The 13,369-nt window shown below is 57.4% G+C and carries 13 protein-coding genes and 1 riboswitch; of the genes, 2 read left to right on the top strand and 11 right to left on the bottom strand.

Annotation, left to right across the window (positions count from 1 at the left end):
• Positions 1–63: 63 nt before the first annotated feature.
• The 3 genes from ACL2XQ_RS00345 to pgi form a co-directional block, all read right to left on the bottom strand.
• Complete coding sequence (locus ACL2XQ_RS00345) at positions 64–711, bottom strand: YjbF family lipoprotein (protein WP_410012630.1); 648 nt, start codon at positions 709–711, stop codon at positions 64–66.
• A gap of 69 nt (positions 712–780) precedes the next feature.
• Positions 781–1,143, bottom strand: coding sequence for an exopolysaccharide production protein YjbE (gene yjbE, locus ACL2XQ_RS00340; protein ID WP_410012631.1), 363 nt, complete (start codon positions 1,141–1,143; stop codon positions 781–783).
• A gap of 475 nt (positions 1,144–1,618) precedes the next feature.
• Positions 1,619–3,268: a glucose-6-phosphate isomerase gene (gene pgi / locus ACL2XQ_RS00335; RefSeq protein ID WP_410012632.1), complete on the bottom strand. Its 1,650-nt coding sequence runs from the start codon at positions 3,266–3,268 to the stop codon at positions 1,619–1,621.
• 186 nt (positions 3,269–3,454) lie between these two features.
• A riboswitch (Lysine riboswitch) is annotated at positions 3,455–3,648 on the top strand.
• A gap of 113 nt (positions 3,649–3,761) precedes the next feature.
• On the opposite strand from pgi, the gene lysC reads away from it, so the two are divergent.
• The gene (lysC, locus tag ACL2XQ_RS00330; protein ID WP_413729090.1) at positions 3,762–5,123 is read left to right on the top strand and encodes a lysine-sensitive aspartokinase 3; all 1,362 of its coding nucleotides are present in this window, start codon (positions 3,762–3,764) and stop codon (positions 5,121–5,123) included.
• 54 nt (positions 5,124–5,177) lie between these two features.
• On the opposite strand, the gene ACL2XQ_RS00325 is transcribed toward lysC, so the two are convergent.
• The 7 genes from ACL2XQ_RS00325 to ACL2XQ_RS00295 are packed head-to-tail and all read right to left on the bottom strand — an operon-like array spanning position 5,178 to position 12,036.
• The gene (locus ACL2XQ_RS00325) at positions 5,178–6,839 is read right to left on the bottom strand and encodes a Na/Pi cotransporter family protein (RefSeq protein WP_413739917.1); all 1,662 of its coding nucleotides are present in this window, start codon (positions 6,837–6,839) and stop codon (positions 5,178–5,180) included.
• Positions 6,840–6,869: 30 nt separating this feature from the next.
• A complete protein-coding gene (locus ACL2XQ_RS00320; protein ID WP_410012635.1) occupies positions 6,870–7,520 on the bottom strand; it encodes an HAD family hydrolase in 651 nt (216 codons plus the stop codon).
• A complete protein-coding gene (locus ACL2XQ_RS00315; protein ID WP_413739916.1) occupies positions 7,517–8,509 on the bottom strand; it encodes an ABC transporter ATP-binding protein in 993 nt (330 codons plus the stop codon). Before ACL2XQ_RS00315 ends, ACL2XQ_RS00320 begins: the two co-directional genes overlap by 4 nt.
• A gap of 2 nt (positions 8,510–8,511) precedes the next feature.
• Positions 8,512–9,297: an ABC transporter permease gene (locus tag ACL2XQ_RS00310; protein WP_410012637.1), complete on the bottom strand. Its 786-nt coding sequence runs from the start codon at positions 9,295–9,297 to the stop codon at positions 8,512–8,514.
• Positions 9,298–9,330: 33 nt separating this feature from the next.
• Positions 9,331–10,170 carry an ABC transporter permease gene (locus ACL2XQ_RS00305; protein WP_410012638.1) on the bottom strand — a complete coding sequence of 280 codons (840 nt, stop codon included), beginning with the start codon at positions 10,168–10,170 and terminating at the stop codon, positions 9,331–9,333.
• Entirely contained in the window at positions 10,167–10,964 is a 798-nt protein-coding gene (locus ACL2XQ_RS00300; RefSeq protein ID WP_410012639.1) for an alkaline phosphatase family protein, read from the bottom strand. The genes ACL2XQ_RS00305 and ACL2XQ_RS00300 overlap by 4 nt, the downstream gene beginning before the upstream one ends.
• Positions 10,965–10,974: 10 nt before the next feature.
• Positions 10,975–12,036 (bottom strand): ABC transporter substrate-binding protein, encoded by a 1,062-nt coding sequence (locus ACL2XQ_RS00295; RefSeq protein WP_413721832.1) that lies wholly within the window; start codon positions 12,034–12,036, stop codon positions 10,975–10,977.
• Positions 12,037–12,231: 195 nt separating this feature from the next.
• Between ACL2XQ_RS00295 and ACL2XQ_RS00290 the strand changes: the two genes are divergently transcribed.
• The gene (locus ACL2XQ_RS00290) at positions 12,232–12,972 is read left to right on the top strand and encodes a UTRA domain-containing protein (RefSeq protein WP_410012641.1); all 741 of its coding nucleotides are present in this window, start codon (positions 12,232–12,234) and stop codon (positions 12,970–12,972) included.
• Positions 12,973–12,985: 13 nt separating this feature from the next.
• On the opposite strand, the gene ACL2XQ_RS00285 is transcribed toward ACL2XQ_RS00290, so the two are convergent.
• Positions 12,986–13,312 carry a Dabb family protein gene (locus ACL2XQ_RS00285; protein ID WP_413739915.1) on the bottom strand — a complete coding sequence of 109 codons (327 nt, stop codon included), beginning with the start codon at positions 13,310–13,312 and terminating at the stop codon, positions 12,986–12,988.
• Positions 13,313–13,369 lie beyond the last annotated feature (57 nt).

The following is a 13,369-nucleotide window of genomic DNA, read 5'->3' as shown; positions in this document are numbered from 1 at the left end:
TGTCGGCTGCAGCGGAGGCAATAAAACCAGCACATAAACTCACTACGAGTAAGAGTTGTTTTTTCATGGCTTATAAGGATTTAAAGTGATGGTTTCAATCGGGAAATTACCCGGCCCGACATATTGTTGGGCTTTGCGCACGGCGCCGGTGCCTGGTTCGATCCAAAAGCGGTTTTGATAATGCGTGTTGAGCTCGGCCACCGTAACATCCTCATTGATGACGCGGTAGGCGTGCGGCGCATTCAATACGGTAATAGTCTCGGTGCCCGCCAGGGTGAAACGGGAGGTCAGGGTTGCCGAACGTAGTTGTTTATCTTCCGTCCAGGACTGGATGCGGGTCCATTCAGTGCCGTCGGTAATCCTTTGAGCGTGGGCCAGCGGATCGGAGGCCAGGTTGGTGACTTCGAGGAGATTATCGGGCAGGCCAAGGGTTTTGATCAGGCGGCCATTGCGGGTCACCAGCATGGCTTTATCGCGCGAAACCCATTTTAAATCGCCGTTTTCGGCATAAGCCAAGACCATGAAGATCTGCGCGCCGTCATTGATGCGCGCGTAAATACTGGCGTAGGGAATGTCATGGACCTGCTCCGGTGTTAATTCAACGTCCGGCGTGCCGAACAGCGCCAGTTTGAATGTTTCACCGATACCTTGTTGCGACTGACTGCAAGCGGCCACCAGAAAGCACACCACCACCATAAATAAATAGCGCACGTCGTTTATCCCAAACGAAAGGAGACCAAAAAATAACCACACTTGCGTGTGGTTATCGAATAGTTATTATTACTGCACCGTTGAGGTGGTGGTGCCGGTACCGGTATTGCCATTACCGTCACCGTTATCGTCATTATGAGCGCCGATTAAGGCCACTCCAGCTAACAGTGCGACCGCACCAACGCCGACTGCCGTGGCAGCCCCGGCGCTCAGACCAGAAGCAGTCTCGGTGTTACCGCTACTGTTACCCGGCGTGGCAGCTAACGCATAAGAACCACTAGCCATCAACATTGCAGCCATTACTACACTAAACAGTTTATTCATATTTATTACCTTTGATTCATGAGGATGATGACTATAAAGCAATGAAATGATGATTTGCCTTATATAAGCATCATAAAGGAATATAATGCAATAAAATATATCTTGCATTCATCATCCCTGATTTAGCCGAAAAAATGCGCGACACCGCATTGGTACGCGGCAAAGTAGTGAAATGCCCTCTTTTGTTGCATAAAAGCAAAATTAATCACCAGTAATGCGATTTAGGGCACAATTTTTCGGTGAATGAGAAGTTCACGCCAAGGGGCAAAATCAGATAATTCCGCTGTCAGTACCTCAATAAGGAGGCTTATACGCCCAAAAGTATATAAGCCGTCTGCGTGTTTTAAAATAAGGCCTTAGAGCCGGTTTTTATATTCCCTGCCCGCAACGATGCGCCTTATTCTGAAAACAGGCGCGGCTAGTTTTTAGGAAAATCCTTAAAGAGTGCCAAAAAGCCGCCAAGTAACAAACAGTTAACACCACGGCTGTTTTCTGCAACACCCGGCGCAAGCAGTGCAACCGCCGGGTATGACGGCCTCCCGGCGGCCGTTCCCTGGCCGTCCTGCAAGGCCTTCGGCGCGTATCAGCCGCGCCAGTTTTTAAAGCGGTTAATCAGGCCATTGGTGGAGCTGTCATGGCTGGTGACCCGGTCATCGGCCGCCAGTTCCGGCAGGATCCGGTTCGCCAGCTGTTTACCCAGTTCCACGCCCCATTGGTCAAAGGTGTAGATGTTCAGGATAACGCCCTGGGTGAAGATTTTATGTTCATACAGCGCAATCAGCGCGCCCAGGCTGTAAGGGGTGATTTCCCTGAGCAGTATGGAATTGGTCGGCCGATTGCCGGCGAAGACTTTGAAAGGCGCCACGTGCCCGACCTGATCCGGGGTTTTACCCGCCGCCGCGAATTCGTCCTCGACCACCTGCAAAGATTTACCAAACGCCAGGGCCTCGGTTTGCGCAAAGAAGTTCGACAGCAGCTTGGCGTGATGATCGCTGAGCGGATTATGGCTTATCGCCGGGGCGATAAAATCGCAGGGGACCACTTTGGTGCCCTGGTGAATCAGCTGGTAAAAGGCATGCTGGCCGTTGGTGCCCGGTTCACCCCAAATAATCGGGCCGGTTTGGTAATCCACCGGATGGCCGTTGCGATCCACGTACTTGCCGTTGGACTCCATATTACCCTGCTGGAAATACGCGGGGAAACGGTGCATATACTGATCGTAGGGCAGGATGGCTTCTGTTTCCATGCCGTAGAAATTGTTATACCAAATGCCGATCAAGGCCAGCAGCACCGGCAGGTTTTGTTCCGCCGGGGTGTCCCGGAAATGACGATCCATGGCATGGGCGCCGCTAAGCAGCTGTTCAAAATTGTCAAAACCCACGGACAAGGCAATGGATAGGCCGATGGCCGACCACAGGGAATAACGGCCGCCGACCCAGTCCCAGAACTCAAACATATTGTCGGTATCGATGCCGAATTCACCCACGGCCTTGGCATTGGTGGACAGGGCGGCAAAGTGCCTGGCGACGTGTTTTTCATCGCCGGCGGTCTGCAGGAACCAATCGCGCGCGCTGTGGGCGTTGGTCATGGTTTCCTGGGTGGTAAAGGTTTTCGACGCCACCAGGAACAGGGTGGTGGCCGGGTCGAGGTGCTTGACCGTTTCGGCGATATGGGTGCCGTCGACATTGGATACGAAGTGCATGGTCAGGTGGTTTTTAAACGGGCGCAGCGCTTCGGTCGCCATATAAGGCCCGAGATCCGAGCCGCCGATACCGATATTCACCACGTCGGTGATCGCTTTGCCGGTATAGCCTTTCCATTCACCGCCGATGACCCGGTGGCAGAATTGCTTGATCTTGGCCAATACCGCGTTCACATCCGGCATTACGTCTTTGCCGTCCACCAGGATCGGCGTGTTGCTGCGGTTACGCAGGGCCACGTGCAACACCGCGCGATCTTCGGTGCGGTTGATCTTTTCACCGGAGAACATCGACTTGATAGCCCCGTCGAGATCGCACTCCCGGGCCAGGGCCTGCAATTTTTCCAGCGTTTCATGGGTAATGCGATTTTTGGAATAATCGACCAGCATCTGGTCGTCAAAGGTGGCGGAGAAGGTGTCGAAACGGGAGTTGTCCCTGGCGAACAGTTCGCTGATGGTAACATCCTTCATGTGTTCAAAATGCTGCTGCAGCGCTTTCCAGGCCGCGGTGTGGCTAGGGTTTATGTTTTTCATAGGCAACGCTCTTATTGAGAATAAAAAGACGTGATGACAATGATTGTATCGCGTAGCTCACGAGTTGCGACCCCTTTTCTTGCGATTGCCCTCTTTTCAGGATAAATGCGTTTGCATCATGCGCTGCCCGTTGACACCGGGGTAATTACCCGCTATTTGTAAGGTCCTAGTAGCGCACCCGTTGCGTGAACCAGAAGAGGCGCGTCGCCCAGGCAAGGTTTCGGAGGATCCGTTTTCCGCTGATGAAACCCAAGGGGGAGCGACGCCGAGGCAGCGTACGGCAAACGGGCCGGCGTTACCGGCCGCATGGGCTGAATCCCATGGGTTGTCACCGGCATTTTCGCCATTGGCGATAGGCACGGTGGGGCGCTTCTGGGTGTACCGTAGTCTTCTACGCCTGCTCCCTGTTTCCCGCCCCTGACTCGTGCCAAAAGCTTAATATGTTGTCATCAAGGATGGCATCCTGACACGAGGCATTAGAGGCATTAATAGCATGGCAGAATCAATACAGTCCCCTATCGTGGCGAAGTTCGGCGGCACCAGCGTCGCCGATTACGACGCGATGAACCGCAGCGCGGATATCGTGCTGTCCAATGCCGCCGTCCGTCTGGTGGTGTTGTCCGCCTCGGCGGGCGTCACCAATTTGCTGGTGGCGCTGGCTGAAGGCAAAGAACCCGAGCGCCGCGCCTTTCATCTGGATGAAATCCGCCGCATCCAGTATGCCATTATCGACCGGCTGGCCGATTCGCGGGTGATTCGCGAGGAAATTGACCGCATGCTCGATAATATCGCCATGCTGTCCGAGGCGGCGGGCCTCGCCACATCCCATGCCCTGACCGATGAGCTGGTCAGCCACGGCGAACTGATGTCGACGCTGCTGTTCGTTGAGGTGCTGCGCCAGCGCCAGGCGCAGGCCCAATGGTTCGATATTCGCAAGGTGATGCGTACCAATGACCGTTTCGGCCATGCCGAGCCGGAGATCGCCGTCCTGAAGGAATTAACCCAAAGCCTGCTGCTGCCGCGCATCGACGCGGCGCTGATCATTACGCAGGGCTTTATCGGCAGTGAGGCCAAAGGGCGCACCACCACGTTGGGACGGGGCGGCAGCGATTATACCGCCGCCCTGCTGGGCGAAGCGCTGCAGGCCCAGCGCATCGACATCTGGACCGATGTGCCCGGTATCTATACCACCGACCCGCGCGTCGTGCCCGAGGCCAAGCGCATTGATGAAATCAGTTTCGAGGAGGCGGCGGAAATGGCCACCTTCGGCGCCAAAATCCTGCATCCGGCCACCTTGTTGCCGGCGGTGCGCAGCGATATTCCGGTTTTCGTCGGGTCCAGTAAGGACCCGCATGCCGGCGGCACCCTGGTGTGCAATAAAACGCCCAATCCACCGTTGTTCCGCGCCATTGCCCTGCGCCGCCGGCAAACGCTGCTGACCCTGCACAGTCTGAATATGCTGCAGGCGCGCGGATTCCTGGCCGAAGTGTTCAATATCCTGGCGCGCCATTATATTTCCGTGGATTTGATTACCACGTCCGAGGTGAGCGTGGCGCTGACCATGGACACCACGGGATCGACTTCGTCCAGCGCCAGCCTGTTGACCACGTCCCTGCTGACGGAACTCTCATCCCTGTGCCGGGTGGAGGTTGAAGAGAACCTGGCGCTGATCGCCCTGATCGGCAATAAGCTCTCCCAGGCCTGCGGGGTGGGTAAAGATGTATTTGGCGTACTGGACCCGTTTAATATCCGGCTGATCTGCTATGGCGCCAGCAGCCATAACCTGTGCCTGCTGGTGCCGGGACAGGACGCGGAACAAGTGGTCAAGACCCTGCACCACAACCTGTTTGGTTGACGTTATCCCCGCACGGGCGCGTGGGCGCCCGGACCAACCAGGGATGACGGGCCTTTAGAGCGGGGTGGATGCTTTGTCGCGCCGCTCCTCATTCTCTTCCGTCTCGTCCTCTTCATTGAGTTCCAACGCGTTATAGGCCACCGAACAGAATAGGGAGTTCATCCGCTTCATATCCCCGAGCAGCCCAAGGTGCAGCGAACTGGTTTCCAGGCTCTGCACATTTTGCTGGTGGAGGCGATCCACATGGGCATGGGCATAGCGCCGGTCGGTAATGCGAAACCGATGTTTGGCGCGGCGCAGGCGCCGCGCGCTGGTGATATCGCCGGTCAGGAACACCGACAGGCTCAGGCGCAGGTTGGACATCAGCTGTTCGTGCAGCGTATCAAGCTCCTGCAGCCCCTCGGTGGAAAAGGCCCGGCGCGTGGCCAGAGACTTGGCGGCCACATCCCCGGCCATGCGCTCGATAATATCCCCGGCCTGTTCCAGGTTGAGCGCCATTTCGATAATCTCGGCCCAGCGGCGGGAATCCGCTTCCTCCAGATCCTCTTTCGGCATCTGGGCCAGATAGAGTTTGATGGCGGTGTACAGCACGTCGACATCATCATCCAGCCGGCGTATTTCCCGGTCTTTATTCGGCTGGCCGTGCAGCACTTCACGAAGCAGCAGCAGCATGCTTTCCACCACATCGCCCATGCGCAGTGTTTCCCGCGAGGCATTGGCCAGCGCCAGCGCGGGCGTATCCAGGGCGCTGGTATCCAGATGACGCGGGCGCACGCCCACGTCGCCGACCGCCGTATCGCCGATCCATTGTGTACATAAGCGCGCCATCGGCCCGGCGAACGGCACCAGGAGCAGGCAGCGAATCAGGTTATAAAAAACATGGAAATAGATCACCAGCTCCGAGGCGCTGACCGGCAGGCGCCCAAGCAGGCCGGCCAGGAATGAGATGGCCGGCAATACCACCAGGCCGCCCACCAGCTTGAACAGCAGGCTGCCCAGCGCCACGCGTTTGCCTTCCGCGTTTTGCCCGCTGGCGTTGATCATCGCCAGGATGCCGCTGCCCAGGTTGGCGCCGATAACCAGGCACAGGGCCACCTTAAAGGAAATCACATCGGTGGCGGTCAGCGTCGCGGTCAGCAGCACCGCCGCCAGGCTTGAGTAGCTGATAATGGCGAACAGCGCGCCGAGCAGGGCGTCGAGCACCACATCGCCGGTCAGTGATGAGAACAGCACCTTGACGCCGTTGGCCTGGGTAATGGGGGTCGAGGCGGCGACAATCAGCTCCAGCGCCAGCAGGATCAGGCCCAGGCCGATACACACCCGGCCTATCTGGCCGACGCGCGATTGCTTACGGCTCAGGAACAGGCAGACGCCGATAAAGATCAGCAGGGGGGAGAGCCAGGATAAGTCAAACGTCAGCACCCGGGCCATCAGCGCGGTACCGACATCGGCGCCCAGGATAATCACCAGGGCCGGCGTCAGCGCCACCAGGCCCTGGGCGACAAACGAGGTGACCAGCATTGCCGTGGCGTTACTGCTTTGGACCAGCGCCGTAACGCCGATGCCCGCCATGAACGCCATCGGTTTTTTTTCTACGCTTCTGCTCAGCACCTGCCGCAGGCGGGCACCGTAGACACGCATGATCCCGGTACGGACAATATGCGTCCCCCAAACCAGCAGCGCTACCGCGGAAAGCAGATGCAACAATGTTAACACGCTTCTTACAACTCCTTGATGACCCACTGTTTACCATTGCAAAACCGGCCATCCAGCCTGTTGTGCATGCCGAAGCAGGATACCGTCGGGATTAACGGCATAAGGATAACCCACCTGACTTAATAACGGCAGGTCATTACACGAGTCGGAATAAAAGCTGGCCTGCGCCAACATTGACTCCTTGCCCTCGATCAGGTCCAGCAGCCTGGACACTTTCCCCTCCCGATAAGTTAATACGCCACAGGTTTTACCGGTATAAGAATCGTCATAAACTTCAAGTTGTATCGACAAGGTTTCAGCGACGCCGAAGCGGCGCGCAATCGGCGTCACCAAATGTTCGCCGGACGCCGAAATAATAACGTTCCGATCCCCGCGGCGTTGATGTTCGGCGATACAGCGCCGGGCGGGCTCACGTATGCAGGGAACGATCGCCTCGTCGATAAAGGCCTCCACGCACTGCGCCACTTCATCCGTAGAACGGCCGATCAGCGGCTCCAGGGTAAACGACATATATTCTTCCATGGATAATGTCCCCTGCCGGTACTGTAGCATTAATGCCTGTTCCCGTTGCACAAATCCGTCGCGTTGCGCCCAGCCCAGCGTCAGCATGTACTGGCTCCACAGGCTGGCGCAGTCTCCATCAATCAGTGTGTCATCCAAATCAAATAACGCCAGGCTCATGCCACCTCACATAATGTCGTTATATCTAACTGTAGACCAACCGGCGTGCCATTTGGGTGCAGATCGGCCACCGATCGGTTCAACACATCCACCAGCAGTTCGACCCCCTGCGCCGACACGCGATAACGGATCACATTACCCAACAGGCTATGGCCGTCGACGCGCGCATTAATGCCCTGCCCGGCCGGCAACAGCATAATAGACTCGGGCCGCACGGCGACCCGGCCACGCCAGACGCGTCCGGTCAACAGCGCGGCCTGATCCGGGCTTAACAGGTTATAACTGCCGATAAACCCGGCGGCAAAGGCGTCCACCGGCTGGGTATAAAGCGCTTCGGCGCTGCCGTTTTGCACGATTTTACCTTTATTCATCAGCACCACGCGGTCGGATAAGGTCAGCGCTTCTTCCTGATCGTGCGTAACAAAAATGGCGGTCAGCCGCAGTTCTTGCTGAATACGCCGGATTTGGTCGCGCAAATGCTTGCGGATGCGGGCATCCAGGGCCGATAGCGGCTCATCCAGCAGCAGCAGCCGGGGGCGGGTGACGAGCGAACGCGCCAGGGCCACCCGCTGGCATTGGCCGCCGGAGAGCTGATGCGGATACCGGTGGGCGAACTCATGCAGTTCCACCAGTTCCAGCACCTCGTTGACGCGGCGCGTGATCTCGGTCGCCGCCAGCTTTTGCATTTTCAGGCCAAAGGCCACGTTGCCGGTGACCGTCATATTCGGGAACAACGCATAGCTCTGGAATACCATGCCGATACCGCGGTCCTGGGGCGATAACGGCACTAAATCCGCGCCTTGCAACAAGATTTGCCCACTGTCCACCGGCGTCAGGCCCGCCAGGCAACGCAACAGGGTAGACTTGCCGCAGCCGCTCGGCCCGAGCAGGGTAACAAATTCGCCTTCCGCAGCATCGAAATCGATATTTTCGAACACCTGGGTCGGACCATAATGTTTATTAAGCTGTTTTACCGCCAGATAAGACATGATTATTCCTTGCCCTTATTCACGGAATTCGCCACTAGCGTCAGCAGCAATACCACCAGGAAATAGGAGATCACCAGGGCGCTGGTGAAATGACCGCTGCCGTTGCGGCTATTATAAAGATAGACCTGCAGCGTCTCGAAACGGTTGCCCACCAGCAGGTTGGCAAAGACAAACTCGCCGATAAGGAACGAGAACGACAGCAATACGGCAATCATGCAGCCCTTGCGCAGGTTGGGCAGCACCACCAGCAGCGCCGCCCGCCAGGTACTGGCGCCGAGCAATTGGGCGGCATCCATCAAATCACGCAGGTGGATGGCCTGCATATTGTTGGTGATCGCCCGATAGATAAACGGCAGCGCGATGGTGAAATAACAGCCGATTAAAATCCACGGCGTGCCGGTCATGGCCAGCGGACCGTCGGAATACAGCTGCAGCAGGCCCACCGACGACACCACCGGCGGCACGGCGAACGGCAGCAGGATCAGAATATTCATCAGGGCATCGAGCTGCGGAAAATAGTAAGCAATCACAAACATTAATGGCAATACCAGTACAACGGCAAGGGCCAGCGCGCCGAAACAAATCAGCAGCGAATGCCACAGCGCCGTCAGGAAACGCGGATCCTGCCAGAGCTGGGCCATCCATTTTAAGGTGAACCCTTCCGGCAACACCGTCGACCCCCACTGGCTGGAAAAAGCGTAAACCAGCGTCGCCACCAAAGGCAGCAGCAGGATAAACAGCAGCACCGCGACCACGGCGCGGTGATAAATGTTTTCAGCACGCGTCATCAACCCCCTCCCGTTTTGCCGCCAACTAACTTATCAGGATCGTACATGGGTATAGCTCCTGCGCATCACCCAGCGATGAACCAGGGTGATAAACACCATCAGCAGTACCAGGAACATGCCCAGCGCGCTGGCCATATTCGGGTCAAGTTCCAGATCGCCCGCCACCAGGGCGGCGATACGGATTGGGATAACGTTGAAATTGCCGCTGGTCAGGGCAAAAATCGTGGCGTAGGCGCCCAGGGCGTTAGCCAACAGGATAACAAAGGTGCCCAGCAGGGCCGGCGCCAGCACCGGCAGGCCGATATGCCGCCAGTAACGCACCTTGCCCGCGCCCAGCAACGCGGCGGATTCGCGCCAGTCCTCGCGCAGGCCGTCAAAGGCCGGATACAGCAACAGCACCCCGAGCGGGATCTGGAAGTAGGTGTACAGCACCATCAGGCCGGTTTTGGAATAGATGCTGAAGTCCCCGAGCCAGCCATAACGGCGCAGAATAAGCGTAACGCAGCCGTTGGTGCCGAGCAGGATGACAAAAGCGAACGCCAGCGGGACGCCGGTAAAATTGCTGGTCATATTGGTAAAGGACATCACGGCGGTGCGCAGGCGCGTCACCCCGAGCTGGCGCAGCGAGTAACTGCCCACCAGGGCGATCAGCAACCCGAATACGCTGGACCAGAAGGTGATTTGCAGGGAGAAGTAGATCGCCTGCCGGTAAAACGGCGAGCCGAGGATTTGCCGATAGTTATCCATCCCCCAGCCTTCGATGTCGCTGTTGAAGCTATGCACCGCCATCCACGCCAGCGGCGCGATTTGGAAAGCACAGAACACCAGCGCAAAAGGCAGCATGACCAATACCGCCAGCCATTTGGCCTTCATTTCAACAGCTCCGCGCAGGCCGGCCGATCGTGTTCAACCCCCAGCAGGCTGCAAAGGGTGCCGCACAGTTCCGTCTGGCGCGGCGCGGCGGGCGCCTGGCTAAAAGCCGCGCCGAACACAAATAACGGCACCTGGCGCTCTTCGGGCAGGATGCCGCCATGGCTGCGATCGTCGTTCATGCCGTGATCCGCCGTGACGATCACCTGATAACCGGCTGCCAGCCACGCGGGCATATATTGCGACAACAGGCCGTCCGCGGTGCGGGCCATATTACGGTATTGCGGCGACGACAGGCCGAAGCGATGGCCCGCGTCGTCGATATTCATGGGATGAAGCAGCAGGAAATCCGGTTGGTGGCGCTGGCGCAGGCTTTCCGCATCTTCAAACAGATGGGAGTCGGGATAATGGTCCGCATGATAAAAATGCCCGTACTGGATAGCCGCCTCCGGCGCGACGGTATGGCGATCGCGCACGGCATCGAAGGGGGCGCGGTTATACAGTTCGCTCACCCAATAATAGGCCGCCGCCGCGGTGGTAAGGCCGGCGGCGCGGGCAAAATGAAAAATGCTGCGATGATGCGAAAGCCTCACCACGTTATTATGCACGACGCCGCTCGCCACCGGCGGCACGCCGGTAAGGATACACTCATAGAGCGGTCGCGATAATGACGGCAGCTCGCAGTCCAGTTGATAGAGGCATCCATGCCCCGCCGCGCACTCAGCGTGCAGATATCCCATGGCGTCGTAGGCCACCGGATAGCTTAGTCCGTCCAGTATCACCAGCAGGGTTTTCATCACGCCTCCTTTACTGCGGCATGACCATCATGACATTCTCCTGCCACAGGCGCGGCAGTTCCTTGGCGCTCTTTTCCCAGGCAACCGGATCGGCGATGGGATGGGCGTTTTTATACTGTTCGATAGGCAGCAGCTTGGCTTTCACGTCATCCGGCAGCGTCAGCTTTTCCACGCGGATCGGGCGGGCATAGCCCCGGGCCAGGTTGATCTGTCCGGCATCGGAGAAAATATATTCGCGCGCAAACTTGGCCGCATTGGGATGTTTGGCATATTTATTTATAATCGTGGTATAGCCGGAGGTAATGGAGCCATCGGAGGGGATCAATACATCAAAACGGGTCTTGTCGATGGTGTCGCGGTAATTAAGGCCGTTGAAATCCCAGACGATGCCCACATCCACTTCGCCTTTTTCCAGCGACGCTATAGTCGGGTTGTTCAGTCCCAGGCGTCCCGCCTTGGCCAGCTTGGCAAAAAATTCCAGGCCCGGCTTCAGATTCTTTTCATCGCCGCCCATGGCATAGCTCGCCGCCAGCACGCCGTTGGTCGCTTGCGCCGCGGTACTGACATCGCCGACGGTCACCTTATAATCGCCTTTCAGCAAATCGGCCCAGCTATGCGGCGTTTCTTTTACCGTTTGCTTGTTCACGATAAAAGCGATGGTGCCGGTATACGCCAGCGCCCAATGGCCGTCTTTGTCCTTCGCCCAGTCGGGAACCTGATCCCAGGTACTGGGTTTGTAAGGCAGCGTTACGCCTTTTTGTACCGCCACCGGCCCAAAGGACGATCCCACATCGCCGATATCCGCGCTGGCGTTGCCTTTCTCAGCCAGGAATTTGGCGATCTCCTGCGCTGAACTCATATCGGTATCGCTATGCTTCAGGCCGTATTTGCCGGCCAGATCCGCCCAGGTATCCTTCCAGTTTGCCCAGCTGTCAGGCATGCCGACACTATTGACCTCGCCTTCCTGGCGCGCCGCTTTCTCCAGGGCCGCGACATCCGCGGGCGCGGCGAAACCGGCCGGGCTTGCCATCAGGATGGCGGTGGTTAACACAGAAGCGAACAGAAGTTTCATAAATGATGCTCCGGGTGAAGGAATGAAGGTGACGAACTCTACTGGTCTAGTCCAGCAAGAACCAAGCCAATCTACCGAATTAAGATGAATATTTGATGTCAGTAATTCTTTTAGCCGATTTTTTGTTATGGTTTTACCACCCCATCCGCAAAGGCAGAAAAATGTGCACTATGAACAGGCAGGCCGGTAAAAAAAATGCTGCATAATGGCGCTTCTTTCAGCGCCAGCCTGTCCCGGCAAAAAACCGTTACCGCGATTTGCCAGGCGATCGCCGGCTGGATTGCACAAGGGGACTTGACGCACAACGATCGCTTGCCCGCCGAGAGGATGCTAAGCGAACAATTTGCCACGACCCGCATTACCCTGCGGGAAGCGTTGGGGCAGTTGGAAGCCCAGGGGCTGATTTACCGCGAGGAACGCCGCGGCTGGTTTGTCAGCCCGCCGCGTATTATCTATAACCCGCTGACGCGCAGCCATTTCCATGCCATGGTGCGCGAGCAGGGGCGTAAACCCGCCACCGAGGTATTGGATGCCAGCGAAATGACGACGCCGGCGGCGATATGCGCGCATTTGGCCTTGCCGTCCGGTTCACGGGTATATTGCATACGCCGGGTCAGGCGCATTGACGGGCGTGCGGTGCTTTACGTGGAACATTACCTGAATCCGGCGTATTTCCCGGCGATTTTGCATGAGGATCTGACATCCTCGCTTACGGAACTGTATGCCAACCAGTATGGCATCCGTTACGGCAAAGTACGTTTCGCCATGCTGCCCACCACCTTTCCGCAGGCGGCGTCGCAGGCGCTGAAATTGGCGGATAACAGCCCGGCGCTGTTTATTACCCGTATCAATCGCGATCAGTATGGCCGCATTATTGACTGCGACCTGGAGTACTGGCGCTACGATACCCTGCATATCGACGTAGAGGCGCAGTAGCGCCGGGGGTCATTCACAATGCGTTTTCATGTCCCCACAGATCAAACACCAGCACGGACCCCGCGCCGTCCGCCAGTACCGGGAACAGGATATTTTCACACACGTAAAGATGATGGCGATGGGCCAGGTACTGGTCCAGGGACGCGCTGTCGGCAAAAAAAAGCCGGAGCAGATGCCTGAAGCCCTTATCCCGTTGTTCCCGGCTGGCATTGTCATGCCACGATGCCTTCAGGATGCCGGGAATATACCGATCCATCGCCAGCAGCGTCGCGGCGACCTGCTGGATCTCCGCCGGCGCCAATGCCGGCCTGAACCGGAACAGAACATTATGTTCAATCATCTTTCTCTCCGATTTTTCATCCCTTGAAGCACGCCGCCTTTCAGGGGGAAGGAGGGC

Origin of the sequence: Sodalis sp. RH14 (assembly GCF_047324285.1) — a bacterium.
In the GTDB taxonomy this organism is placed as follows: domain Bacteria; phylum Pseudomonadota; class Gammaproteobacteria; order Enterobacterales; family Enterobacteriaceae; genus Acerihabitans.
The sequence above is the reverse complement of the archived record's forward strand: the minus strand, read 5'-3'. Positions and strand labels throughout refer to the sequence as shown.

Coding starts and splice junctions, on each gene's coding strand:
- yjbE (WP_410012631.1), bottom strand. CDS start 1,143: ATGCAAGATATATTTTATTGCATTATATTCCTTTATGATGCTTATATA.
- pgi (WP_410012632.1), bottom strand. CDS start 3,268: ATGAAAAACATAAACCCTAGCCACACCGCGGCCTGGAAAGCGCTGCAG.
- lysC (WP_413729090.1), top strand. CDS start 3,762: ATGGCAGAATCAATACAGTCCCCTATCGTGGCGAAGTTCGGCGGCACC.
- ACL2XQ_RS00320 (WP_410012635.1), bottom strand. CDS start 7,520: ATGAGCCTGGCGTTATTTGATTTGGATGACACACTGATTGATGGAGAC.
- ACL2XQ_RS00315 (WP_413739916.1), bottom strand. CDS start 8,509: ATGTCTTATCTGGCGGTAAAACAGCTTAATAAACATTATGGTCCGACC.
- ACL2XQ_RS00310 (WP_410012637.1), bottom strand. CDS start 9,297: ATGACGCGTGCTGAAAACATTTATCACCGCGCCGTGGTCGCGGTGCTG.
- ACL2XQ_RS00305 (WP_410012638.1), bottom strand. CDS start 10,170: ATGAAGGCCAAATGGCTGGCGGTATTGGTCATGCTGCCTTTTGCGCTG.
- ACL2XQ_RS00300 (WP_410012639.1), bottom strand. CDS start 10,964: ATGAAAACCCTGCTGGTGATACTGGACGGACTAAGCTATCCGGTGGCC.
- ACL2XQ_RS00295 (WP_413721832.1), bottom strand. CDS start 12,036: ATGAAACTTCTGTTCGCTTCTGTGTTAACCACCGCCATCCTGATGGCA.
- ACL2XQ_RS00290 (WP_410012641.1), top strand. CDS start 12,232: ATGCTGCATAATGGCGCTTCTTTCAGCGCCAGCCTGTCCCGGCAAAAA.
- ACL2XQ_RS00285 (WP_413739915.1), bottom strand. CDS start 13,312: ATGATTGAACATAATGTTCTGTTCCGGTTCAGGCCGGCATTGGCGCCG.